The sequence below is a fragment of the Caballeronia cordobensis genome, assembly GCF_001544575.2.
Classification (GTDB): Bacteria; Pseudomonadota; Gammaproteobacteria; order Burkholderiales; family Burkholderiaceae; genus Caballeronia; species Caballeronia cordobensis.
The window spans coordinates 82,761-105,845 of the sequence record NZ_FCNY02000022.1; the positions used below are offsets into that span (position 1 = coordinate 82,761).

22 protein-coding genes and 4 tRNA genes are annotated in these 23,085 nt (G+C 64.4%); 15 read left to right on the forward strand and 11 right to left on the reverse strand.

The annotated features are described in order from the left end of the window. The first annotated feature begins 14 nt into the window (after positions 1–14). The 4 genes from recO to nagZ are packed head-to-tail and all read left to right on the forward strand — an operon-like array spanning position 15 to position 3,155. Positions 15–911: a DNA repair protein RecO gene (gene recO / locus AWB70_RS31050; RefSeq protein ID WP_045450862.1), complete on the forward strand. Its 897-nt coding sequence runs from the start codon at positions 15–17 to the stop codon at positions 909–911. Continuing rightward, positions 908–1,681, forward strand: a complete 774-nt coding sequence (gene pdxJ, locus AWB70_RS31055) for a pyridoxine 5'-phosphate synthase (protein ID WP_014191949.1) — start codon at positions 908–910, stop codon at positions 1,679–1,681. Before recO ends, pdxJ begins: the two co-directional genes overlap by 4 nt. An 11-nt stretch (positions 1,682–1,692) precedes the next feature. Then, positions 1,693–2,106 (forward strand): holo-ACP synthase, encoded by a 414-nt coding sequence (gene acpS, locus AWB70_RS31060; RefSeq protein WP_045450860.1) that lies wholly within the window; start codon positions 1,693–1,695, stop codon positions 2,104–2,106. Positions 2,107–2,126: 20 nt separating this feature from the next. Beyond that, complete coding sequence (gene nagZ, locus AWB70_RS31065; protein ID WP_053568608.1) at positions 2,127–3,155, forward strand: beta-N-acetylhexosaminidase; 1,029 nt, start codon at positions 2,127–2,129, stop codon at positions 3,153–3,155. Positions 3,156–3,218: 63 nt separating this feature from the next. Here the strand turns inward: nagZ and AWB70_RS31070 are convergent, their stop codons facing one another. From AWB70_RS31070 to earP, 4 genes are all read right to left on the reverse strand, one after another. Beyond that, complete coding sequence (locus AWB70_RS31070; protein ID WP_045450858.1) at positions 3,219–4,616, reverse strand: sigma-54-dependent transcriptional regulator; 1,398 nt, start codon at positions 4,614–4,616, stop codon at positions 3,219–3,221. A gap of 181 nt (positions 4,617–4,797) precedes the next feature. Next, entirely contained in the window at positions 4,798–5,139 is a 342-nt protein-coding gene (locus tag AWB70_RS31075) for a BON domain-containing protein (RefSeq protein WP_053568566.1), read from the reverse strand. A 263-nt stretch (positions 5,140–5,402) separates the two neighbouring features. Beyond that, positions 5,403–5,960 carry an elongation factor P gene (gene efp, locus AWB70_RS31080; protein WP_014191944.1) on the reverse strand — a complete coding sequence of 186 codons (558 nt, stop codon included), beginning with the start codon at positions 5,958–5,960 and terminating at the stop codon, positions 5,403–5,405. 174 nt (positions 5,961–6,134) lie between these two features. Further along, positions 6,135–7,301 carry an elongation factor P maturation arginine rhamnosyltransferase EarP gene (earP, locus tag AWB70_RS31085; protein WP_053568565.1) on the reverse strand — a complete coding sequence of 389 codons (1,167 nt, stop codon included), beginning with the start codon at positions 7,299–7,301 and terminating at the stop codon, positions 6,135–6,137. A 113-nt stretch (positions 7,302–7,414) separates the two neighbouring features. Between earP and uvrC the strand changes: the two genes are divergently transcribed. The 6 genes from uvrC to AWB70_RS31115 all read left to right on the forward strand — a co-directional run bounded on the left by uvrC (position 7,415) and on the right by AWB70_RS31115 (position 11,412). Continuing rightward, positions 7,415–9,511 (forward strand): excinuclease ABC subunit UvrC, encoded by a 2,097-nt coding sequence (gene uvrC, locus AWB70_RS31090; RefSeq protein ID WP_053568564.1) that lies wholly within the window; start codon positions 7,415–7,417, stop codon positions 9,509–9,511. Positions 9,512–9,621: 110 nt separating this feature from the next. Continuing rightward, a complete protein-coding gene (gene pgsA, locus AWB70_RS31095) occupies positions 9,622–10,218 on the forward strand; it encodes a CDP-diacylglycerol--glycerol-3-phosphate 3-phosphatidyltransferase (RefSeq protein WP_041730547.1) in 597 nt (198 codons plus the stop codon). A gap of 170 nt (positions 10,219–10,388) precedes the next feature. After that, positions 10,389–10,464, forward strand: a tRNA-Gly gene (locus AWB70_RS31100). 87 nt (positions 10,465–10,551) lie between these two features. After that, positions 10,552–10,627: transfer RNA gene (locus tag AWB70_RS31105), tRNA-Gly, on the forward strand. Between the two features lie 77 nt (positions 10,628–10,704). Then, a tRNA-Cys gene (locus AWB70_RS31110) sits at positions 10,705–10,778 on the forward strand. A gap of 139 nt (positions 10,779–10,917) precedes the next feature. Further along, the gene (locus AWB70_RS31115; RefSeq protein WP_053568563.1) at positions 10,918–11,412 is read left to right on the forward strand and encodes a GNAT family N-acetyltransferase; all 495 of its coding nucleotides are present in this window, start codon (positions 10,918–10,920) and stop codon (positions 11,410–11,412) included. On the opposite strand, the gene AWB70_RS31120 is transcribed toward AWB70_RS31115, so the two are convergent. Both AWB70_RS31120 and AWB70_RS31125 read right to left on the reverse strand, forming a co-directional pair. Then, complete coding sequence (locus AWB70_RS31120) at positions 11,407–12,273, reverse strand: cytochrome c oxidase assembly protein (protein ID WP_053568562.1); 867 nt, start codon at positions 12,271–12,273, stop codon at positions 11,407–11,409. The genes AWB70_RS31115 and AWB70_RS31120 overlap by 6 nt on opposite strands. A 2-nt stretch (positions 12,274–12,275) precedes the next feature. Beyond that, positions 12,276–12,914, reverse strand: a complete 639-nt coding sequence (locus tag AWB70_RS31125; protein ID WP_053568561.1) for an SCO family protein — start codon at positions 12,912–12,914, stop codon at positions 12,276–12,278. Between the two features lie 278 nt (positions 12,915–13,192). Here AWB70_RS31125 and otsB point away from each other — a divergent pair, with 278 nt between their 5' ends. Together otsB and otsA are read left to right on the forward strand one after the other, a co-directional pair. Then, the gene (gene otsB / locus AWB70_RS31130) at positions 13,193–13,945 is read left to right on the forward strand and encodes a trehalose-phosphatase (RefSeq protein ID WP_053568560.1); all 753 of its coding nucleotides are present in this window, start codon (positions 13,193–13,195) and stop codon (positions 13,943–13,945) included. Then, a complete protein-coding gene (otsA, locus tag AWB70_RS31135; protein WP_053568559.1) occupies positions 13,942–15,321 on the forward strand; it encodes an alpha,alpha-trehalose-phosphate synthase (UDP-forming) in 1,380 nt (459 codons plus the stop codon). Before otsB ends, otsA begins: the two co-directional genes overlap by 4 nt. Before the next feature lie 50 nt (positions 15,322–15,371). Here the strand turns inward: otsA and AWB70_RS31140 are convergent, their stop codons facing one another. Then, positions 15,372–17,252: an ABC transporter ATP-binding protein gene (locus tag AWB70_RS31140; RefSeq protein ID WP_235024397.1), complete on the reverse strand. Its 1,881-nt coding sequence runs from the start codon at positions 17,250–17,252 to the stop codon at positions 15,372–15,374. Positions 17,253–18,093: 841 nt separating this feature from the next. Here AWB70_RS31140 and AWB70_RS31145 point away from each other — a divergent pair. From AWB70_RS31145 to AWB70_RS31155, 3 genes are all read left to right on the forward strand, one after another. Further along, on the forward strand, positions 18,094–19,158 hold the full coding sequence (locus AWB70_RS31145) for a glycosyltransferase family 4 protein (protein ID WP_053568557.1): 1,065 nt from the start codon (positions 18,094–18,096) through the stop codon (positions 19,156–19,158). A gap of 220 nt (positions 19,159–19,378) precedes the next feature. Next, on the forward strand, positions 19,379–20,209 hold the full coding sequence (locus AWB70_RS31150; RefSeq protein ID WP_053568556.1) for a hypothetical protein: 831 nt from the start codon (positions 19,379–19,381) through the stop codon (positions 20,207–20,209). Between the two features lie 64 nt (positions 20,210–20,273). After that, positions 20,274–20,747 (forward strand): DUF2214 family protein, encoded by a 474-nt coding sequence (locus AWB70_RS31155; protein ID WP_041730544.1) that lies wholly within the window; start codon positions 20,274–20,276, stop codon positions 20,745–20,747. A 106-nt stretch (positions 20,748–20,853) separates the two neighbouring features. On the opposite strand, the gene AWB70_RS31160 is transcribed toward AWB70_RS31155, so the two are convergent. The 4 genes from AWB70_RS31160 to AWB70_RS31175 form a co-directional block, all read right to left on the reverse strand. Continuing rightward, positions 20,854–20,928: transfer RNA gene (locus AWB70_RS31160), tRNA-Val, on the reverse strand. A 69-nt stretch (positions 20,929–20,997) separates the two neighbouring features. After that, complete coding sequence (dnaQ, locus tag AWB70_RS31165) at positions 20,998–21,735, reverse strand: DNA polymerase III subunit epsilon (protein ID WP_014191931.1); 738 nt, start codon at positions 21,733–21,735, stop codon at positions 20,998–21,000. Between the two features lie 30 nt (positions 21,736–21,765). Continuing rightward, positions 21,766–22,227: a ribonuclease HI gene (gene rnhA / locus AWB70_RS31170; protein ID WP_014191930.1), complete on the reverse strand. Its 462-nt coding sequence runs from the start codon at positions 22,225–22,227 to the stop codon at positions 21,766–21,768. Beyond that, positions 22,227–23,060 carry a class I SAM-dependent methyltransferase gene (locus AWB70_RS31175; RefSeq protein ID WP_014191929.1) on the reverse strand — a complete coding sequence of 278 codons (834 nt, stop codon included), beginning with the start codon at positions 23,058–23,060 and terminating at the stop codon, positions 22,227–22,229. The genes rnhA and AWB70_RS31175 overlap by 1 nt, the downstream gene beginning before the upstream one ends. Between the last annotated feature and the right edge of the window lie 25 nt (positions 23,061–23,085).

The window sequence follows — 23,085 nt, forward strand, 5'->3', positions numbered from 1 at the left end:
CATCGACCGAACCCATGGACGACGGCCCGAACGACGCCCGGATGATGCCTCCCGCCGACGATCGTCCTGACGACGATTTCGACGCGAGCGAGCGTCCCGTTGCGCGGGCCGCGAAGAAGCGCGCGCGGGCGGTGTCCTCGCCGATGTCCTCGCCGGTTGCGGCCGAGGGCGAGCGCGCGCCGAGAAGGCCGCGCTCCGAGTTTCGTATCGCCGAGCAGCCCGGCTTCGTGCTGCACAGTTATCCGTATCGCGAGACGAGTCTCATCATCGATGTGTTCTCGCGCGATTTCGGGCGCGTCGCGCTCGTCGCGAAGGGCGCGAAGCGGCCGCATTCCGCGCTGCGCGGCGTGTTGCAGACGTTTCAGCCGCTCGGCCTTTCGTGGTCCGGCAAGGGCGAAGTCCGCACGCTGACGACAGCCGAATGGGTCGGCGGCATGCTGCCGCTCGCCGGCGACGCGCTGCTCTGCGGCTTTTACGTGAACGAGCTGCTGGTCAAGTTCTGCGCCCGCGACGACGCGCATCCGGCGCTCTTCAATCACTACGTCCTCACGCTGTCGCGCCTCGCGCACGACGAGCCCGCCGTGCAGGTGCTGCGTTCCTTCGAGCGCGTGCTGCTGCGCGAAACCGGCTATGCGATGAACCTCATGCGCACCGTCACGCGCCAGCCGGTCGTGCCCGAAGGGCGCTATGTTTTCGATCCCGACCGCGGCGTGCGCGAAGCCGCCGACGATCTTCATGTGCAATGGCCCGTGATGTCGGGACAGACGCTCATCGACATGGAGCGCGACGATTACACGAATCCGCAGACCGCCGCGCAGAGCAAGACGCTGATGCGCTTTCTGCTGAATCACTACCTGGGCGGCACGCCGCTCGCTACCCGTCAGATACTGATCGACCTGCAAAAACTATGAGCTTCTTTCTCTCGTCGCCTGCGAGCGTGATCGATCTGGGTGTGAATATCGATCACGTCGCCACGTTGCGCAATGCGCGCGGCACGTCCTATCCCGATCCGATCCGCGCGGCGCTCGCTGCCGAAGAAGCCGGCGCCGACGCCATCACGCTGCACTTGCGCGAGGATCGCCGTCATATCGTCGATGCCGATGTGCGCACGCTGCGCCCGCTCCTCAAGACGCGCATGAATCTCGAATGCGCGGTGACGCGCGAGATGCTCGACATCGCGTGCGAGATCAAGCCGCACGATGTGTGTCTCGTGCCGGAGAAGCGCGCCGAACTGACGACCGAAGGCGGCCTCGACGTCGCCGGCCAGTTCGAGGCGGTGAAGGCCGCATGCAGACAGCTTGCGGATGCGGGCGCGCGCGTGTCGCTGTTCATCGATGCGGACGAGACGCAGATTCGCGCCGCGCAGGAAGCGGGCGCGCCGGTGATCGAACTGCACACGGGCCGCTATGCCGAAGCGCACGACGAAGCCGAACAGCAGCGCGAGTACGAACGTGTCGCGACGAGCGTCGATTTCGGCAATTCGCTCGGCCTCAAGGTCAACGCGGGCCACGGTTTGCACTACACCAACGTGCAGGCGATCGCCGCGCTGCCGGGCATCGTCGAGCTGAATATCGGGCATGCGATCGTCGCGCATTCGATTTTCGCCGGCTGGGACAACGCCGTGCGCGAGATGAAGGCGATCATGGTCGCCTCGCGCCTCGCTTCCGCCGGCATTCGCTGAAAGCGCGCGCCATGGCCATCTACGGAATCGGTACGGACATCGTGCAGGTGAGCCGCGTCGCAGCGGTGATGAGGCGCACCAAGGGCCGCTTCGCCGAAAAGGTGCTCGGCCCCGATGAATTGCGCATCTATCACGCGCGCAACGCGCGTTCCGAAGTGCGCGGTCTCGCGTTTCTCGCGACGCGCTTTTCGGCCAAGGAAGCGTTCTCGAAAGCGATCGGCCTCGGCATGCGCTGGCCAATGACCTGGCGCGCGCTGCAAACGCTCAACGAGCCGAGCGGCAAACCGATTTGCGTGGCATCGGGCGAGCTGAAGGAATGGCTGGAGGCGCGGAACATGACGTCGAAAGTGACGGTCACAGACGAACGCGATTACGCGGTGTCCTTCGTGATCGTCGAAGCGCCTGAATCCATCTCAAACACATAACGAAAACTCAATTGAATCCGATGAAACGCACTCCCGGCCCCGTCATGTACGACGTCGCCGGCACGACGCTCTCCGACGCGGATATCGAGCGTCTCACGCATCCGATGACCGGCGGCATCATTCTTTTTGCGCGGCATTTTCAGGACCGCGCGCAACTCGTCGCGCTGACCGATGCGATCCGGGCGGTGCGCGACGACATTCTGATCGCCGTCGATCACGAAGGCGGCCGCGTGCAGCGCTTTCGCACCGATGGCTTCACCGTCCTGCCCGCGCCGGGCAAGCTCGGCGAACTGTGGGACCGCGACGTGCTCGCCGCGACCAAGACCGCGACCGCGTTCGGCTATGTGCTCGCGGCGGAGTTGCGCGCGTGCGGCATCGACATGAGCTTCACGCCGGTGCTGGATCTGAACTACGGACAGTCGAAGGTGATCGGCGACCGCGCGCTGCACAGCGATCCGCGCGTCGTCGCGATGCTCGCGAAGAGCCTGAACCACGGTCTCGCGCTCGCGGGCATGGCGAACTGCGGCAAGCACTTTCCCGGTCATGGATTCGCCGAGGCCGATTCGCACGTCGCGCTGCCGACCGACGATCGCCCGCTCGACGACATCTTCGCCGCCGATGTGCGTCCGTACGACTGGCTTGGCCTGTCGCTGGCGTCGGTGATTCCGGCGCACGTCATCTACACGCAGGTCGACGACAAGCCCGCCGGTTTCTCGCGCATCTGGCTGCAGGACATTCTGCGCGGCAAGCTCGGCTTCAACGGCGCGATTTTCAGCGACGATCTCTCGATGGAAGCGGCGCGCGCAGGCGGCACGCTCACCGAGGCCGCGACCGCCGCGCTGACCGCAGGCTGCGACATGGTGCTGATCTGCAATCAGCCGGAGGAGGCGGGCAAGGTGCTGGAGCAGTTGCGCTACACGCCGTCGAAAATTTCGCAGCAGCGCTTGAGGCAGATGCGCCCGCGCGGCAAGGCGTTGCGCTGGAGCAAGCTCCAGGCACAGGCCGAGTATCAGGCGGCCCGCGCGCTCATCGCCGACATGTTGCGGTAAACGAACAACGCCACGGAATCCGTGGCGTTGTCGCTTGTGGCTTGTCGTATGCCGCGGCTGGAATTACGACGATTCCAGCTTCATCCGCTGCAACTTGTTATAGAGCGTCTTCGGGCTGATGCCGAGCAGCGTCGCCGCGCGATGCCGCGTGCCGCCCACTGCTTCGAGCGTCGCGCGGATCAGCATGTCCTCGACGTCCGCGAGCGCGGTGCCGACCGTGACCTGCACGCTGCTGCCGTTCAGCCCGCGGCCGCCGAGTCCGCCCGGCTCGTCGACGCGCAGCGTTTCGATCGTTTCGCCCGAGGCGTGATAGGCGCGCCGCACGCGCTCGCGCATCTCGCGCACGTTGCCGGGCCATTCGTTGGCGATGCATTCGCGGATGAACGCCGGGCTGACGCGCTTGGGCGACCCGCTCGTGATGCCCGCGATGTGATTCTCGCGATTCAGTTCGTCGACGAGCGTTTCGGCGATCAGCGCGATGTCGTCGTCGCGCTCGGCAAGCGGCGGCAGCATGATCGACGACGCCGACAGCCGCTGGAACAGGTCCTCGCGCATCGCGCCGCTCGCGACGGCTTCGCGGATCGGCGTGCGGGACGCGGCGATCAGGCGGAAATCCGTCATGATGCGGTTGCTGCCGCCCACGCGCATGAAGGTCTGCGAATCGAGCGCGCGTAGGAGCGCCTCCTGCTGTGCGGCGGGCAGCGAATCGATCTGATCGAGAAACAGCGTGCCGCCGCCCGCCTGTTCGAGCAGGCCCGGCTCGCGATTCTCCGCGCCCGCGAATGCGTTGCGCTCGTGGCCAAAGAGAATGCTTTCCATCGTGCGCTGCGAGCCGTCGCTGGCCGTGCGGTGCGCGGAGCAATCGAACGTGACGAACGGCCCCTTGCGGCGGCGGCTCAGTTGGTGGATCGTGCGCGCCGCGATCTTCTTGCCCGTGCCCGGATCGCCGCAGATCAGCACGGCGGCTTCCGTCGGCGCGGTGTGCTCGATCAGATCGTAGACGTGCTGCATCGCCGCGCTGCGGCCGATCATGTCGCCGAAATGGCCGAGTTCACGCAGCGTGGAGCGCAGCGCCTGAACCTCTTCGGTCAGCTCGTAGGGCCGCGGAATGCGCGCGAGCAGGCTGCGCAGACGCGGAATGTTCACCGGCTTCAGCAGATAATCCCAGATGCCGTGCCGCAGGCCTTCGATCGCGCTTTCCACCGTCGCGTTGCCGGTCATCACGATGACGGGCAACGCGCCGTCGGGCGGTTGCGACGGCAGGCTCGGCAGCAGATCGAGACCGCTGCCGTCCGGCAGATTCAGGTCGATGAGCACGACATCGGGGATGAAGCGGGTCAGTGCGGAGCGCGCCTCGGCGAGCGTCGTCGCGGTATCGACGGAAAAGCCGTCTGCCGTGAGGATCGCGGACAGGCCGGAGAGGCTATTGGGATCGTCTTCGACAATCAGTGCGTGTGGCATGGCGGACCAACGTATCAAAGTGGACTGTATTGCGCCGTCGCTCGTCAGGCTCCGGCGTCTCGTGGGCGGGAAGGGCCGATGCTTCGAATAGGCGCGCGTTCCGGCATGGGCGCCCGACTGCATCCCCGCTGCGGTTGTTGTCCTGCGTCACTCCTCGTTCGTCATCTGCGCTGCAAGCGCGTCATTGCTGCCTGAGATGCAGTTCGTTGCTGACCGATTGCACGCCCGGCACGCTGCGTGTCACGGCGAGCGCCTTTTGCATCTGCGCCTCCGAATCCACGTAGCCGGACAATTGCACGGCGCCGCGATACGTCGCGACGCTCATCGGCAAGGCTTTCAGTACCGGGTCCGCGACGAGCGCGGCTTTCACGCGAGCGGCAAGCGCGGCGTCGTCGTTGGCGATCTCGCTCCCCGTGTTCGCCGGTGTCGCCGGCGCGGACTTGCATCCGCTGAACGCGAGTGCGGTCGCGGCGAGCGCCGCAACGCCAAGAAGCCGGCTTACGATGAAAGGCATGTTTCGCATGTCGGTTCCGAAATCTTGATCCGCATTACGAGCAGAAATCGTGCCAAGCAGTTAATTTTTCCGATGGACGCGATCCGCGCCGGCGGGGCGCGGTTTCATCGGTCGTTTGGCATCGAAAGAGAACAGGGTGGAAGCGGTAAAGTTTGCCTGAAATTGTCAAAAAATTCATGCAAAAGAAAAAGCGCCCGCGAAGGGGCGCTTTTCCTGAAACCAGACGGCGGTGCTTACACGGCCGCCTGGCTTACGAGCCTGACGCGTACGACTTACGCGCGGCTGCGATATTCGTTCGTGCGGGTGTCGATTTCGATCTTGTCGCCGATGTTGCAGAAGAGCGGCACTTGCAGTTCGAAGCCGGTGTTCAGCTTGGCGGTCTTGAGCACCTTGCCCGACGACGTGTCGCCCTTCACCGCGGGTTCCGTGTAGATGATTTCGCGGACCAGCGTGGTCGGCAGTTCCACCGAGATGGCTTTCTCGTTGTAGAACACGACTTCGCACGACATGCCGTCTTCGAGGTAGTGGAGGGCGTCGCCCATCATTTCCGCTTCCACTTCGAACTGGTTGTAGTCGGCGTCCATGAAGACGTACATCGGGTCGGCGAAGTACGAGTACGACACTTCCTTGCGGTCGAGCACGACCACATCGAACTTGTCGTCCGCCTTGTACACCGTTTCCATGCCGGCGTTCGTCAGCAGGTTCTTGAACTTCATCTTCACGACCGCGGCGTTGCGGCCCGACTTGTTGTACTCGGCGCGCTGCACGACCATGGCATCGTTGCCGATCATGACGACGTTGCCGACGCGGAGTTCTTGTGCGGTCTTCATAAAACTGGGTCCTGTACGAATGGATTTGGCTGAATGCCTGAATGAATGGCTAACGGGAAGTCACTTCCGGCTGACGTGAGCAGCGCTCGCTTCCTCGGATAACCGCTTATTTTAACTGAGTTTTTGCTTATTTGGCCAGTCGCGTGGCCGGACCGGAAGGCGGCGGCGGGAGCGTCATCCGGCCCTGCGCGCGGCCACGTGCGCGACGAGATTGCCCGTCAGATCGCCGACGCCGGCCAGCTCGTCGGCCCACTGCGCGGCGCGCGCGTCGAGCGCCGCCCGATGCCGCCAGAAATCGGCCCAGTCGGGCACGCCCGCGTCGTTCCACGCGTGCCAGAAGCGCGTGACCGCGTCGCGGGCGGCGGGATCGAGGGCGCTCGTGTAGTGGGCGAGGGCGGCGTCGAGCTTCGGCAGATGCGCGTCGTCGGACTGAGGATAAATGTGCCAGACGAACGGTTTCTTCGTCCATTGCGCGCGCACGAAGGAATCCTCGCCGCGCACGAAATTGATGTCGGCGGCCCAGAGCAATTCGTCGAAGCGCGGCTGTTCGACGAAGCCGAGCGCATGCGCTTGCAGCGCGCCCGCGCGCGCGGTCGTGCCGGCCGTGAACGCCGGCACGTCGAAAAAGCGCGCCAGCGCGCCCGAAATGCGGCCTTCCGGAACCAGCAGCACGACGGGCGCGGCGCCATCGCGCCATTGCGCGAGCAGGGCATCGACGGCAGGGTTTTCATAGGCAAACAGCGACACGACGGTCTTGTTCGCGCTAGGGCGTTCGATACCCACGCGTTCCCGCCACCACGCCTGCGTGTCGAAGCGCGTGCGCCGGGCATCGAGATCGCATTCCTTCAGCACGCCGCCCGTGCCCTTGCCGAGTCCGGGAAAGAAAAAACTCTTCTCGAGCGGATAGCGCGGGTGCGGCGACGGCCGCATGTGGAAATCCGCGACCCAGTCCTCGCCGCTCAGATATTCGAGGTTGATCCAGACGGGTTTCGGCGCGCGGCGCGCCATCGCGGCGACATATGCATGCGGCAGCTCGCACGCGAACGCTTCGATCACGACATCGGCGATGGTGAGCGTGTGGCCCGCGTGCGCCGGTTCGCGCCAGTGCTCGATGACGATGCCCTGCGCCTCTTGCCGGTCGAGGGTCGCATCGACTTCGGGGCAGAGCGCATGGAACACCGCGAGGTCGTCGACGAAAAGCCGCACGCGCCAGCCGTGCTCGGCGCGCAATTGCCGCGCGAGACGCCAGCACACGCCGATATCGCCGAAGTTGTCGACGACCGCGCAGAAGATGTCGCACGCGAGGTCCGGGGCAGTCGTGGCGTCGGGGTGCGAAATCATGAGGACGAAGGCGCGCGGCGTAATGTTCTAAACTGGCGATTCTAGAATACTGTCCGCGGCGCGGCGCATGCTGGTGCGCCCGTACCGTCCCCGCATCCTCGCGACTTCGCTGCATGACTGATTCCGCCGCACACGAACCCGCTTCCGATCCGCGTAAATCGGAGAAGCCGGACCATCCGGAACCCGCGGACTTCGATCCGAAAAAGACGCTCGCGCAATTGCCGCATCTGCCCGGCGTCTACCGCTATTACGACGGCGAGGGCAACGTGCTCTACGTCGGCAAGGCGCGCAACCTGAAGAAGCGCGTGTCGAGCTATTTCACGAAGACCCTGCATTCGCCGCGCATCGCGATGATGGTCACGCGCATCCGCAAGATCGAGACGACCGTCACGCGCTCGGAAGCCGAAGCGCTGCTGCTCGAAAACAATCTGATCAAGGCGCTCGCGCCGCGCTACAACATTCTCTTTCGCGACGACAAGTCGTATCCGCTGCTCAAGCTCACCGGCCACAAGTTTCCGCGCATGGCGTACTACCGCGGCGCGGTCGACAAGAAGAATCAGTATTTCGGGCCGTTTCCGAGTGCGTGGGCGGTGCGCGAGAGCATTCAGATCTTGCAGCGCGTATTCCAGTTGCGCACCTGCGAGGATTCGGTGTTCAGCAATCGCACGCGGCCGTGTCTCCTGCATCAGATCGGGCGCTGCACCGCGCCGTGCACGAGGCTCATCAGCGAGGAGGATTACGCGCGCGACGTGTCGAACGCGTCGCGCTTTTTGCTCGGCCGGCAGGGCGAAGTGATGAAGGAGCTCGAACAGAAGATGCACGCGTTCGCGGCCGATCTGAAGTTCGAGCAGGCCGCGGCCGTGCGCAATCAGATGAGCTCGCTCGCGACCGTGCTGCATCAGCAGGCGATCGAAGTGGGCAGTGAGAGCGACGTCGATATCCTCGCGGTCGTCGCGCTCGGCGGCAAGATCTGCGTGAATCTCGCGATGGTGCGCGGTGGCCGGCATCTGGGCGACAAGGCGTATTTCCCGGCGCACGTCGAAAGCGCGATGGCGCTCGGCGATGAAGACGAAGCGGGACTGGAAGACGACGAGATCGTCGAAGCGCCATCCGCGGAAACCGAAGCCGAAGCCGAAGCCGGTTCCGCGGAACCCCGCGAAGGCGCGCTCGAATCCGAAGTGCTCGAAGCGTTCATGGCGCAGCATTACATCGGCAATCGCGTGCCGCCGGTGCTGGTCGTGAGTCATGCGCCGTCGAGCCGCCAGCTCGTCGATCTGCTGATGGAGCAGGCGGGGCACAAGGTGACGCTGCTGCGTCAGCCGCAAGGGCAAAAGCGCGCGTGGCTGTCGATGGCCGAGAACAACGCGAAGCTCGCGCTCGCGCGTCTTTTGTCGGAGCAGGGCTCGCAGCAGGCGCGCACGCGCTCGCTCGCCGAGACGCTTTCCATGGAAATGGACGATCTCGCGGCATTGCGCATCGAATGCTTCGATATCAGTCACACGATGGGCGAAGCGACGCAGGCCTCGTGCGTCGTGTATCACCATCACAAGATGCAGTCGGGCGAGTACCGGCGCTACAACATCACCGGCATCACGCCCGGCGACGACTACGCGGCGATGCGCCAGGTGCTTACGCGCCGCTACGAGAAGATGGTCGCGCAGGCCGCCGCGAACGCGAACGACGAAGCCACGACGCTGCAACCCGACGATGCCGCCGATCCCAACGTCACGCCCGACGCCGCAACGGCCGTGGCCGCGGGCGGCACGCTGCCGAACATCGTGCTGATCGATGGCGGCAAGGGCCAGGTCGAAATCGCGCGACAGGTGTTTTCCGAGCTCGGGCTGGATCACGGCATGCTGGTCGGAGTCGCGAAGGGGGAAGGGCGCAAGGTCGGGCTCGAAACGCTCGTGTTCGCCGACGGCCGGTCCGCGCTGGAACTCGGCAAGGAAAGCGCGGCGCTGATGCTGGTCGCGCAGATCCGCGACGAGGCGCACCGCTTCGCCATCACCGGCATGCGCGCGAAGCGGGCGAAGACCCGGCAGACGTCGAGGCTGGAGGAACTGGAGGGCGTCGGCGCCAAGCGAAGGCAAAAGCTCCTGTCGCGTTTCGGCGGGCTGCGCGGCGTGCAGGCGGCGAGCGTCGAGGATCTGGCGAGCGTCGAAGGTATTTCGCTTGCGCTCGCGCAGCAGATTTATCGTCAGTTACATTGAGCAGGACCGGCTCGCCGGCAGGCGCGCCGCGCGATCCGCGCGCCTTGTGAGCGCCGGATCGACGCGGCACAATGGCGGCTCCCTTACATGTCCTTCAACCGCTTTCGCCCATGCCGTTCAATCTACCGATCTTCCTGACGTGGCTGCGAATCGTGCTGATTCCGCTCGTCGTGGGCGTGTTCTATCTGCCGGACATGATGATGAGCCCGGAGCATCGCAATCTGCTCGGCATGCTCATCTTCGTGCTCGCCGCGCTCACCGATTGGTTCGACGGCTTTCTCGCGCGCAAGCTCGATCAGACGTCCGCGTTCGGCGCGTTCCTCGATCCCGTCGCCGACAAGCTGATGGTCACCGCCGCGCTCCTCGTGCTCGTGCAACTGGGACGCCTGAACGCGGTGATCGCGCTCATCATCGTCGGGCGGGAGATCACGATTTCCGCGCTGCGCGAATGGATGGCGCAGATCGGCGCGTCCAAGAGCGTCGCGGTGAATCAGCTCGGCAAGTTCAAGACCGTGTGCCAGATGGTCGCCATTCCGATGCTGCTGTTCTACGGACCGCTCAGGATCACCGGCGTGCAATGGGTCATCGATACGCGCGTGTGGGGCTTGTGGCTCATCTACGTCGCAGCGTTCCTGACCGTCTGGTCGATGTTCTACTACATGAAGCTCGCGTGGCCGCAGATTCGCGAGCGCGGCGGCATGCTGTGAGGTTCGCGCGAACACGCGCATCGTAAGAATCTGCGCCTGCGGCAAAAGTCGCCGCAAAATTCCTCTCACAAAACTGTTGACAGCCTTCTTTGCCTTCTACATAATCTCGTTTCTCTGATGCACGGCGCGACGCAGCAAGCGAAGCAGCAGCAGAGTTCGGTAGCAAATCTGCGGGAGTAGCTCAGTTGGTAGAGCGCAACCTTGCCAAGGTTGAGGTCGCGAGTTCGAGACTCGTCTCCCGCTCCAGATTTTTAAGGTTACGGTGTGATCGGCGCTAATTGGCTCAGCGTCACGAAACATCGGGAACTGGCAGCATCAGCGTCGCAGGATAATGCGGGAGTAGCTCAGTTGGTAGAGCGCAACCTTGCCAAGGTTGAGGTCGCGAGTTCGAGACTCGTCTCCCGCTCCAGTCAAAGGGGAAGCCAAGCTTCCCTTTTTGTTTGGTGAGTTTGCCGTCGGATGACGGCACACACAAAACCGCATAACGGCGCGGTAGCAAAGCGGTTATGCAGCGGCCTGCAAAGCCGTTTAGACCGGTTCGACTCCGGTCCGCGCCTCCAAGTTAAAAGCCCTGATTCGTCAGGGCTTTTTCTTTTTGCGCGCGTTCTCAAGTGCGCTACGCATGTGCGATTTCTTTCGTGCGATTTCGTGTCATCTCACCGACCGGCATAATCTCCGTACTTCTGGCACACGACTCCCATGACCGACCGACTCTCCCAACTCGAATGGCGCTGGAAGCGCTTCGACGACCTGACGACCGCCGAGGTCTACGACATGCTCGCCGCGCGCAGCGCCGTGTTCGTCGTCGAGCAGAATTGCGTGTATGGCGATATCGACGGGCTCGATGTCGATGCGTGGCATCTTTTCGCCTATGGCGAAGGTGAAAAACGCCCGGCGCTCGCGGGCTATCTGCGCGTGCTCTTGCCGGGCTTTCCGGACGAGAGCGAGAAGGACGTGCGCATCGGCCGCGTGCTGACCACAGTGAATTTTCGCGGCATGAAGCTCGGCAATGCGATGCTCGAACGCGCCATCGAGCGCATTCTCGAACAGTGGCCGGAGCAGCCGATCAGCCTGCACGCGCAAGCGCATCTGCAGCGCTTCTACGGCGCGTTCGGCTTCGCGCCCTCGTCGGGCGTGCATGACGAGGACGGCATTGCGCACGTCTGGATGCGCCGGCCCGGCATCGAATCATGATGCAGGCGCCTTCGCGACCGCGACCGGCGCGCTCACGCGCTCCTTTCTCAGCCGCGAGCGCGATGACAGCCGCAGCCAGTGACGCAGCGCGATCAGCGCGCCGATGACGCTCATCATCGAACCGGGAATCCACAGCAGCAGGCCGCCGATCTGCTGATCGCGCATCGGCGTGATCCAGGTGAACGCGCGGCCGCAGATCGAATAGATCGGATACAGCTCGTGCGGCGTGAAGAAGATGTACGCGCCGAGGATGATCTGCGGCGGAATCGCGGCGATCACGACGAGAACCCGCCGGCCGGGCGCAAGCCGCGCGGGCGGGGCGGGGCGCGGGTCGAGAATCAGCCACCAGAACAGCAGACCGTCGATGACCATGCTCCAGTTCATCACGCGATAGAGCCGGTAATCGAGCATCGCCTTGAAGTGGATCGGCGAAAGCAGCCAGAAATAGATCAGCCCGACGAACAAGGCGACCGCGATCACCGGGTTGAACACGATATCGAAGAACAAGCGCGCAACGCGCGTCTGCGCAGCCGGCCGCAGCCAGCGCTGCCGCCACGCGAACGGAATGCCCGCGCGCAGCGCCGCGCCCGGATACGACAACGCAATCAGAAACGGGCCGAGATGATGCAGCACGAGATGCTGCAAGCGGTGCATGAAGAACTCGTGCTCGAAGAAGTAGTCGAGCCGCGTGTGCAGCGCGACGTACAGCGCGACGAGCCCGAACCAGAACGCGATGCGCCGCGAGACCGACACCCGCGCATGCCGTGCGCCGCGCGCGAACAGGATGCCGGCGGCGAGCACGGCGATCACAACCGTCGGCGACGGCTCCCACGGATCGAGCCAGTAGAGAAGCGTGCTCATCGTCAGGCGTCCTTCGCGTGGATCACGCGCTTCAGATCGCTCGCGATGGCGTCGATGGAGTCGCGATCGGTGGCGAGCAGGCGCGCGTGGCCGGCGGCGTCGAAGATATAGACGGCCGAGCTATGCGTGACTTCGTAGGCGCCGTCCGGATCGCGCTTTTCCATCTGATATGCCACGCGGTAACGCTGCGCGACCGACTCGATCGCACGATCGTCGCCCGTCAGGCCGACTGCGTGCTGGTCGTCGAAGGCGCGCACGTAGGAACGCAAAAGCGCGGGCGTATCGCGCGCCGGATCGACCGAAATGAATACGATGCGCGTCTTGGCCGCGTCAGGACCTACGCGCTGCAAAACCTGCATGAGCCGCGCCATGGTTTCCGGGCAGACATCGGGGCAATGCGTGTAGCCGAAATAGACGAGCGTCGTGCGGCCCGCGAACGACTGCCCGGTGACGCGCGCGCCGCTGTCATCGACGAGCGAAAAATCCAGATCCGGCAGATGGCCCGATACGTCGGTCAGATGCCACGGCGCGGACGGCTTCGAGCAGGCAGCGAGCGCGCAGAGCGAGCACAGCGCGAAGAGGGCGATAACGCGGCGCGGGCGCGCGAGGAAAGCGGGGAGAGCGTGGAACAAAGCGTGCATCGGGGAAGGTGTCGCAAGACGATTCGCTACGGACGAGGTCGCAAAATACACGCCTTTGGCGGCGTGACGCGCGCATCATCGTGTTATCGGACTATTTTTGAGACGATATGCCGCACAGCTCAAGCGCGCTGAAAGCACGTTCGTATAAGGATGTAAGCTAAGACCTTTCTTAATCGAAAGGCCTCGCGCGGTAAGATGCGCAATCGTCGTGCGCGGTTCGCGGCCCTGTCGCGCGCGCTTTACCGGCAAACCACAGGCAAACCACAGGCCCAAGATCGATGCAAATTCTTCCCGATTCCCTGTCTCTTGCCGAGACCGCCTTTTTCTTCGATTTCGACGGCACGCTCGTCGAACTCGCTTCCACGCCCGACGGCATTTTCGTGCCGCGCTCAGTGCCGGACATCCTCGCGGCGCTGCGGCGCGCAACCAACGGCGCGGTCGCGGTGGTATCGGGGCGCGGCATCGACAATATCGATTCGTTCCTGCGGATCGCGGATTTGCCCGTGGCGGGCATGCACGGCGCGGAACGACGCGACTCCAACGGCGACGTGCAGCGCATCGGTTTCAACGACGAGCGGCTCTTGCGCATGGAGCACGCGCTCGAGAAGGTCGTCAGCGCGAATCCGGGCATGCTGCTCGAAATCAAGGGCGCGGCGCTCGCGCTGCACTATCGCAACGCGGCGGACCGTGAGCCGGCCGCGCGCGCGGCGACCGAAAAGCTCGTCGCCGATTACGCCGACGCGTATGTGCTCCAGCCGGGCAAGATGGTCTACGAGATCAAGCCGAAGGACGTCGACAAGGGGCGGGCGGTGCGCGCCTACATGGCCGAACCGCCGTTCACGGGGCGCAAGCCCGTGTTCATCGGCGACGATCTCACCGACGAAAAAGGCTTCGCGGTCGTCAACGAGTTCGACGGGCTCTCGGTGAAAGTCGGCGCGGGCGATACCGTCGCGCGGGCGCGCATCGAGTCGGTCGAGTTGCTGCTCGACTGGCTGCAAGTGATTTCGGGCACGGCCGGGAAGCACGCGTGAGCCGCCTCATCATCGTTTCGAACCGCGTCGCGCCGATTTCCGAAGGCGGACCCGCGGCGGGCGGACTCGCGGTCGGCGTCTACGACGCGCTCAAGGAAACCGGCGGCATGTGGTTTGGCTGGAGCGGCGACGTGCTCATGTCCACTCCGGAAGACATCAAGCTCGAAGAGCACGGCCCGGTGACGTTCGCGACCATCGGCCTCGTGCGGCGCGACTACGACCAGTACTACCGCGGTTTCTCGAATGCGACGCTTTGGCCCGCGTTTCACTATCGTCCGGACCTGATCGAGTTCGATCGCCACGAATACGACGGCTACTGCCGCGTGAATCGCTGGCTCGCCGCGCAGCTCGCGCCGCTGCTCAAACCCGACGACGTGATCTGGGTGCACGACTATCACCTGATTCCTTTCGCGCAGGCGCTGCGCGCGCTGGGGGTGAAGAACCGCATCGGATTCTTTCTGCACATTCCGTTTCCCGCGCCGCAGATTCTGCTCGCTGTGCCGCGTCATCGCGAACTGGTGGAGGCGCTGTGCGCGTTCGATCTGCTCGGCTTTCAGACCGAGCCGGATCTGCGCGCATTCTGCGAATACATCGAGACGGAGGCGGGCGGCGCGCTGCGGCGCGTCGGCGCGAAGCCGGTCGAGGTGCGCGCGTTCGGCCGCACGCTGCGCGCCGCCGCGTACCCGATCGGCGTCTATCCGGACGAAATCGCCGCGCTCGCGAAGGATGGCGAAAGCGGGCGCGATGTCGAGATCGTCAAGTCGACGCTGCATCATCGCAAGCTCGTGATGAGCGTCGACCGGCTCGATTATTCGAAAGGGCTCGTCGAGCGTTTTCGCGCGTTCGAGCGGCTGATCGAGCACGACTCGCATCAGCGCAACAACGTGTCGTTCTTGCAAATCGCGCCGCCCACGCGCACCGATGTCGACGCTTACCGCGACATCCGGCTTCAGCTCGAAGCGGAATCGGGCCGCATCAACGGCCGCTACGCCGAGCTCGACTGGACGCCGATCCGCTACATCCATCGGCAATACGAGCGGCAGGTGCTCGCGGCGCTGTTTCGCGAGGCGCACGTCGGGCTCGTCACGCCGTTGCGCGACGGCATGAATCTCGTCGCGAAGGAATACGTGTCGGCGCAGGACCCGGACGATCCCGGCGTGCTCGTGTTGTCGCAGTTCGCGGGCGCGGCGCGCGAACTGACGGCGGCGCTGATCGTCAATCCGCTCGATATCGACGACATGGCCGACGCGCTCGCCGCCGCGCTCAAGATGCCATTGAACGAGCGCAAGGCGCGCTACGAGGAAATGATGGCGCAGTTGCGCGAGAACAATGTCTCGGTCTGGCGCGACAACTTCATGCGGGATCTGAAGGCGTAAAAAAAGCCGCTGTCCTTTGAGGAACAGCGGCTTTTCTCAATCGAAGCCGGTCAGGCCGGCTGCTTGTGCGGCGTCGCGACGATCGACGGCACCTTGCCGTGCTGTTTCGCCAGCAATTCACGATACAGACCCGGACGCTCGCGCAAGGCCTGCGGCGAGCCGTCGTCGATGACCTTGCCCGCGCTCATCACGATGATGCGGTCGAAGTTCTGGAGCGTCGACAACCGGTGCGCGATCGCGATCACCGTGCGGCCGACCATCAGCCGGTCGAGCGCCTGCTGGATCGCCTCTTCCGATGCGCTATCGAGCGCGGAGGTCGCTTCGTCGAGCAGGAGAATCGGCGCGTTCTTGAGGATCGCCCGCGCGATCGCGATACGCTGGCGCTGGCCGCCCGAGAGCTTCACGCCGCGGTCGCCGACGATGGTATCGAAGCCTTCCGGCATCGCTTCGATGAAATCGGTGCAGCGCGCCTCGCGGGCGGCGGCGAGCACTTCCTCGCGGCTCGCCTCCGGACGTCCGTAGGCGATGTTCTCGAACACCGTGCGGTGGAACAGCGAAATATCCTGCGGCACGAGCGCGATCGCGTGGCGCAGGCTGTCCTGCGTGATCGCGCCGATATCCTGGCCATCGATCTTGATGCTGCCCTTCTGCGTCTCGTAAAAGCGCTGCAACAGCGCGAGCACCGTCGATTTCCCCGCGCCCGACTTGCCGATCAGGCCCACGCGCTGGCCCGGCTCGATATGAATGTTGAAGTTATCGAGAATCGGGCGGCGGCGCGGATACGCGAAAGTGACGCCCTCGAAATCCACGCGCCCGCCCTGCGGCACGAGCTCGGTCGCATCCGAGCGGTCCGGCATGCCGTGCGGTTCGAGCAGCGTCTGCACGGCTTCGGCGAGTCGCGCGACGTGCTGCGTCACATCGACGAGCGCGACGGCGAGATCGCGCGTGCCGTGCAGGATCGTGAAGCCGAGCGAGCTGACGAGCACGATATCGCCGGAAGTGGCGCGGTCCTGTGACCACAGCCACAGCGCCCAGCCGAGCAGTCCGGCGGACAAAATCGCCGTCACGACCGCGTGAAAGAGCCGCAGCTTTTCGAGATACAGCAGGCTTTGCTGGCGCGCGACCATTTCGGCTTTCACGGTCGAGCCGAAGCGCTTCTGCTCGCGGAAGGTCATGCCGAACGCGCGCACGAGCGACATGTTGCCGATCACGTCGACGAGCTCGCCGTCCACCGACGCCGCCTTCGACGCGAAATTGTGATGCCGCGCCGAGCCGCGCTTCGCAAGCCGGTAGAGGATCAGCGCGAGGATCAGCGATGCGGCCATCAAGCCCGCCGCCATCAGCGGATTGACGGAGACGATCATGACGATCGCGCCCAGCACCGCGATGCACGGCGGCAGGACGTTCCACGCCATCACGTTTTCGGAGGTGTAGATCGCGTTCGATGTCGCCGTGATGCGGCTCGCGAGCATGCCGGGCTGTTTCTCGGAGAAATACGTCGGCGAATGGCCGGACAGGTACGAGAACAGGTCTTTGCGCAAGTCGCCGGTGACGATCACGAACACGTGCGCGCCGACCCAGCCGCCGACCCGCCACAGCAGGTTGTCGGCGGCGATCAGGCCGACCAGGATCATGAACGCGCCCCAGAGCGGGCCGGGATGTCCGCGGCCTTGTCCGAGCACGTCGATCAGATGCTTGATCGCGTATTGCGAGGCGAGCGCGCAGCCGACCGCCGCGAACACGCTGAACAGCACGATGGCATGGGCGACGGGGTGCCGGCGGATGTAGCGCAGCAGGAACGCGAGCGGTCGATGCGCGTAGCTCGAAAGCTTCGCGTTGTGCGCGTTACGCTGGGAGACGGTGAGTTGGTCCAATGGTCTTTTTTGGTCGTAGAGCGGTTGAGCGTGTGTTGCGCCTTCGGGCACTGCCATGCGCTGCGATGTACGGCAACCGGCATGCGATGCGCCGCCCGGTGCGGCGCGACTGACGTCAAGCGAGGCGACGCTGCGCCGTCTCCATTCCGAATTGTAGCCAGTATCGGGGAGGGCAACGCGTCTTCGGGCATATGACGCTCGGCGCATGTGGCCATCCGAACATCGCCCGCGGCACACTTCGGGCTGCCCGAGCGCCAGAGCCACCGGGCGCGGGGCTCACGGTACGGGCGCGAATTGTAAGCGCAGTGATCGCATCGCGAAACTTTTTGCGATGCCCCGCTCGCCGGCGGACCGTCACGCCCTGCCGCAGCGATGCAGAAAAGCACGTGCCGCGCCAGGCGGCGATCCGGACGATGCGGCGAGGCTCCTACGGCCAGTTCGCCACCGCGAGGTGCGTGCCATCGCCCGAGCAGTGTCGAAAGCCCGTGCTCCAATTTAGAACATCCCTAATAAACAGGGGTTTGCAAAGTGTTTCCCCCTTGTAACAAGGTAAATAAGTTGAAATGGCTGCGTGTCGCGGTCTGTAAAAAGCTCCATAATCCGCTCCGGGTTTGCCCCTAGGCCATCGACAGGTTTTTGCAAGTTCCGGTCAACCGCCAAAGCCGATGCGCGTTAATTGCTGGCGCGCGACCGTTTTTGACACGTGGAACCTAATTTGCTTTGTCCAAACGCCTGCGCGACAAACCGGTGATCAGCGACCCCGCTTTTTCACTCGAGCATCAGCCTTAGCGCCGCGGCGACCGCGCCGCGGAAAGCTTCGCCCGAGCCGAGCGATTCGCTCTCCAACGTCAACACGACAGCAGTCTTTAGCCTGACCTTTCATTAGGAGTTTCACGACATGCGAATCGCTCAAATCGCGCCCCTCCACGAGGCTGTTCCGCCGAAGCTTTACGGCGGCACGGAACGCGTGGTGTCTTATCTGACCGAGGCACTCGTGGATGCTGGACACGACGTCACGCTCTTCGCGAGCGGCGATTCGCAGACCTCCGCGAAGCTCGAAGCCTTCTGGCCGCAGGCATTGCGCCTCGACCCGACCATCCGCGACGTGATGGCCCCGCACATGCTGCTGCTCGAAGAAGTCCGCCGCCGCGCCGACGAATTCGACGTGCTGCATTTCCACATCGACTATTACCCGTTCTCGCTGTTCGCGCGCCAGCCGGTGCCGTTCCTGACGACCATGCACGGCCGTCTCGACCTGCCCGAACTGCAGCCGATCTTCAACACGTTCAGCGACGTGCCGGTCATCTCGATCTCGGACAACCAGCGTCAGCCGCTGCAACAGGCCAACTGGTTGTCGACCGTGTATCACGGTCTGCCCGAAGACGTGCTCACGCCGTTCCCCAACGTGGAGCCGGGCTACCTCGCATTCCTCGGCCGCGTTTCGCCGGAGAAGGGCCTCGACCGCGCGATTCGTATTGCCGGCCAGGCAGGCATGAAGCTCAAGGTCGCCGCCAAGATCGACAAGGCTGACCGCGCCTATTACGAAGAAACGATCAAGCCGCTGATGGCGCTGCCGCACGTCGAGTACATCGGCGAAATCGGCGAAGCCGAAAAGCGTGAGTTCCTCGGCAACGCGCATGCGCTGGTGTTCCCGATCGACTGGCCGGAGCCCTTCGGTCTCGTCATGATCGAAGCGATGGCCTGCGGTACGCCGGTGATCGCGTTCAATCGCGGCTCTGTGCCGGAAGTCATCGAGAACGGCGTGTCGGGCTTCGTCGTCGAAGACGAACTCAGCGCGATCGCCGCGGTGAAGCGTCTCGACACGCTGCCGCGCGCGAAAGTGCGCGCCGCGTTCGAAAAGCGCTTCTCCTCGAAGGTGATGGCGGCGAACTACGTCAACGTCTACGAAGAACTGCTGCGCCAGAAGCGCCGCACCGTGCTGCGCGAAGTCAACGCCAGCTAAGCAAGACTTGCCGCCTCGGGCGGCATCGGCTGCAAAACAACGCCCCGCGCGCCTCAAGGCCCGCGGGGCGTTGTCGTAATAGCACACACGGGCATGCCATTGGAGCGCAAGACCGCGCTACGGTTGTGAAACCTCTGACGACATCCGTAATCTCCCTATAATGACCGGGCTTCGCCATGCGCGAAGCGGCTTGCATCGTACGTGGACAGGAGTGTTTCTTTTGGCGAGACCCAAGCAAATCAGCGCGAGCCCGGCACCGGGCGCGGGCACCGTGTTCGCCCTGCGGGCCATCGGGCTGGTGCTCGCGGCGCGCTGGGCGTTCTCGATGTCGCAGATGGGCTACCTGTCTTCGCTGCGCGCGATGACATCGTCGCCATGGGCGTGCCTGAACCTCGTGCTGATCTTTCTTCTCATCGTGTTGCCGGGCGCAAAGGCGCGCGCGGAGCGTCCGCTGCATCCGCTGCCGCAATGGCTGCGGCAGGCGCTGCGCTTTCTCGCGTTACTGGCCCTCGGTTTCGCGATGTTTTCCGTCGGCGCGTTCATCTGGAGTTCGGGCTGGCGGCGTTTCACGCAGGCGCTCGCCGAGACCAACGGCTGGCTCGTCGTCGGGCCGGCGCTCTATGCGGTCATCATGTGGATCTGCCGGCCGCGCGCGCTGTGGCGCACGAACATCGCCGCGCGCCGTTTTGCGATCGGCCGCTACGCGATTTCGCTCGATCCGGTCACGCGCACGTCCGTTGTTTGGGCGGAAAGCCGCAAGCTCGGGCAGTACGACGCGCGCGAATTGTCGGTGAAGTGGCCGGCGCCGCCGCCGGATGTCTCGCCATCGGCCACCATGCTTACGCCCGCCACCGAGCCCGCGGCGCCCGCGATGCGTTCGAGCGGCGAAGCCCGGCGCGGCCTCTTCGCGCGCCGGCCGAAAGTCGAATTGCTGTGGGATTCGCCCGCCGCGGCGGGGCACAATCGCACCACCGTGTTCCGTGCGCCGCTCGCGAGCGAAGGCGATCGTAACGCGGCGCGCGCGCTCGACGCGACGCTGCGTCAGGTCTGAATCGCCCGCTTTCGTCAGCCGATATTGCCGTACACGTCGTTTCTGTCTCTTGCGGGAGGAAAGGATGCTGATACGTTGGTTGCTCGCCGCGCTTCATCTTCTCGGCTTCGGCTTCGCGCTGGGGTCGGTGCTGGCGCGTGCGCGCGCCTTGCGCCGCCTGGAGCCGACGCAGTCCATCCAGGCGAACGAACTGCGCCTGCGTGACGTGTTCCGATCCGACAGCGTGTGGGGCGTCACCGCGATCGTGCTGATCGTGACGGGCGTGATGCGCGCGTTCGGCGGATTCGAGAAGGGCGGCGCGTATTATCTGCACGAACCGCTCTTTCATCTGAAGATGACGGCGCTCGTCGTCATCCTATTGATCGAAGTCTCGCCGATGCTCGCGCTGATCCGCTGGCGGATTGCGCTCGCGCAGGGCGGGCCGATTGATCTGACGCGCGCGCGGCGCTTTGCGTGGCTGAGCGAATTCGAAGCGGCGCTCGTCATCGTCATGGTGATCGCGGCGAGCGGCATGGCGCGAGGCGTGTGGGCCTCGTAGCGCGCCGGACGATAGCGCCGGACGATACAAATGAAAAAGGGCTCAGGTCGTTAAACCTGAGCCCTTTTTAACTTCGGTGTCTTGGCTTTACCAGCACCAGGAAGTCTGGTGGGTAGTACTGGGATCGAACCAGTGACCCCTGCCGTGTGAAGGCAGTGCTCTACCGCTGAGCTAACCACCCGAAGAGAAACGAGATTATGTCAGGCGTTTCGCGTTCCGTCTAGTGCTTCATTAAGCAAATTCGAAAAAATTATGCCGGGACGGGTTCGCCCTCGGCAGGCGCGGGTTCGGTGCGCCACACGCTCGTGCCCTTGAGCGCCTTATCCAGATCGGTCAGCACCGCTTCGTGCGCGGCGAGTTCTTCCGCGCTCGCGACGATCACGGGCAGGTCGAGATCGTCGAGCGCAATGCGCGATGTCGAAATCGAGCCCGACGCCGGCTGGTCGCCGAGCATGTCGATAACAAGGCTTTCCTGGCCGCGCGTCATCGCGAGATAGACCTCGGCGAGCAGCTCCGAGTCGAGCAGCGCGCCGTGCAGCGTGCGATGCGCGTTGCTGATGCCGAAGCGGTCGCACAGCGCGTCGAGCGAATTGCGCTTGCCGGGGAACATCTGCTTGGCCTGCGCGAGCGAATCGATCACGCCGGCGCACGTCTGGGCTACCTTCGGCAATCCGAGCTGCGCGAACTCCATGTCGAGAAAGCCGACGTCGAAGGGCGCGTTATGGATGATCAACTCCGCGTCCGCGATGAAATCGCGCAACTGCGCAGCGATTTCCGCGAACTTCGGTTTGTCGGAGAGGAATTCGGTCGTGAGGCCGTGCACCGCGAGCGCGCCGGGATCGCTGTCGCGCTCCGGGTTGACGTAGAGGTGCAGGTTGTTGCCTGTAAGACGTCGATTCACCAGCTCGACGCAGCCGATTTCGATGATCCGGTCGCCCGTTCTCGCATTCAGGCCGGTGGTTTCGGTGTCCAGTATCAGTTGGCGCATAGAGGGCGTGTTCTTTGGCTTGTTCGTTGATTAGCTGTCGGCGAGCGAAGTCACGCCGCGATTGGCGAGCGCATCGGCGCGTTCGTTTTCCGGGTGGCCCGCATGGCCCTTGACCCAGCGCCATTCGATTTCATGCTGCGCGACGAGGCCGTCGAGCCGCTTCCACAGATCGGCATTCTTCACGGGCGTTTTCGCGGCGGTCATCCAGTTCTTTTTCTTCCAGCCGTGGATCCATTCGCTGATGCCTTTCTGAACGTATTGCGAGTCGGTGTGGATGATCGCGCGGCACGGGCGCTTTAGCGCTTCGAGCGCGGAAATGACCGCCATGAGTTCCATGCGGTTGTTGGTGGTTGCGGCTTCCCCGCCGAACAGCTCCTTCTCCAGCGAGCCGAAACGGAGCAGGGCGCCCCAGCCGCCGGGACCGGGATTGCCTTTGCAGGCGCCGTCCGTGTAGATGTCGATTACCTTGTTCGATTCGGTTTCTTGAGTCATCAATGCTCGTTGCGAGTCTCGTTGCGCGTGTGGGGAGCGGCGACCGGCGCGAGGCCAGGCGCGAGCGCGGGCTTCTTCAGCTTGCGCGGTCCGATGAGGCGCATGCCGCGCACGCGCTTCACCGCGGTGATCATGTACGCCGCGCCGAAGATGGGCCACCAGCGGTCGCCCGCGGCTTCCATGAATTGATAGCGTTGCAGCCACTTGTCCGCGACGAGCGGCGGACGATAACAGCCGAAGCGCCCGCGTTCAAGGTCGAACCCGAGCAGCTTGATCCAGTCTTTGATGCGCGTGAAGGCGATCATTTCGTGCGCCGCCGGCACGAACGGCCGTCCCGCCACCTTGCCGAGCGATTGCCGCGCGCCCCACAGGCTCAGCGAATTGAAGCCGAGGATGATCAACTGCCCTTCGGGCACCAGCACGCGCTCGGCTTCACGCAGCAGCCGGTGCGGATCGGGCGAGAATTCGAGCGTGTGCGGCAGCACGAGCAGATCGACGCTCTGCGCTTCGAACGGCAAATCGAGCAGATCGCACCACACGGTGCTGCGTCCGTCCGGCGCGCTCGCGGCGGGCAGCGCGCTCACGCCGGGCGTGCTCGCGCGTGGCGGCGCATAAGGCGCGCTCGATGCGCTTTCGGCGTCGAGCACGAGCGCACGGCCGGTCATGCGATTCTCGCGCAACGCGTCGAGCTGCGGCATGCCGAGCTGAAGCGCGTGATAGCCGAAGATGTCGGACACCACATGATCGAGCTGCGCCTGCTCCCAGTCGAGCACGTAGCGTCCGGGCGCCGAGCTCGTCCAGGTGGGCCAGTCTATAATCGATCGGTCAGACATGGTCGGGTTGCCGCATAGAAGATCG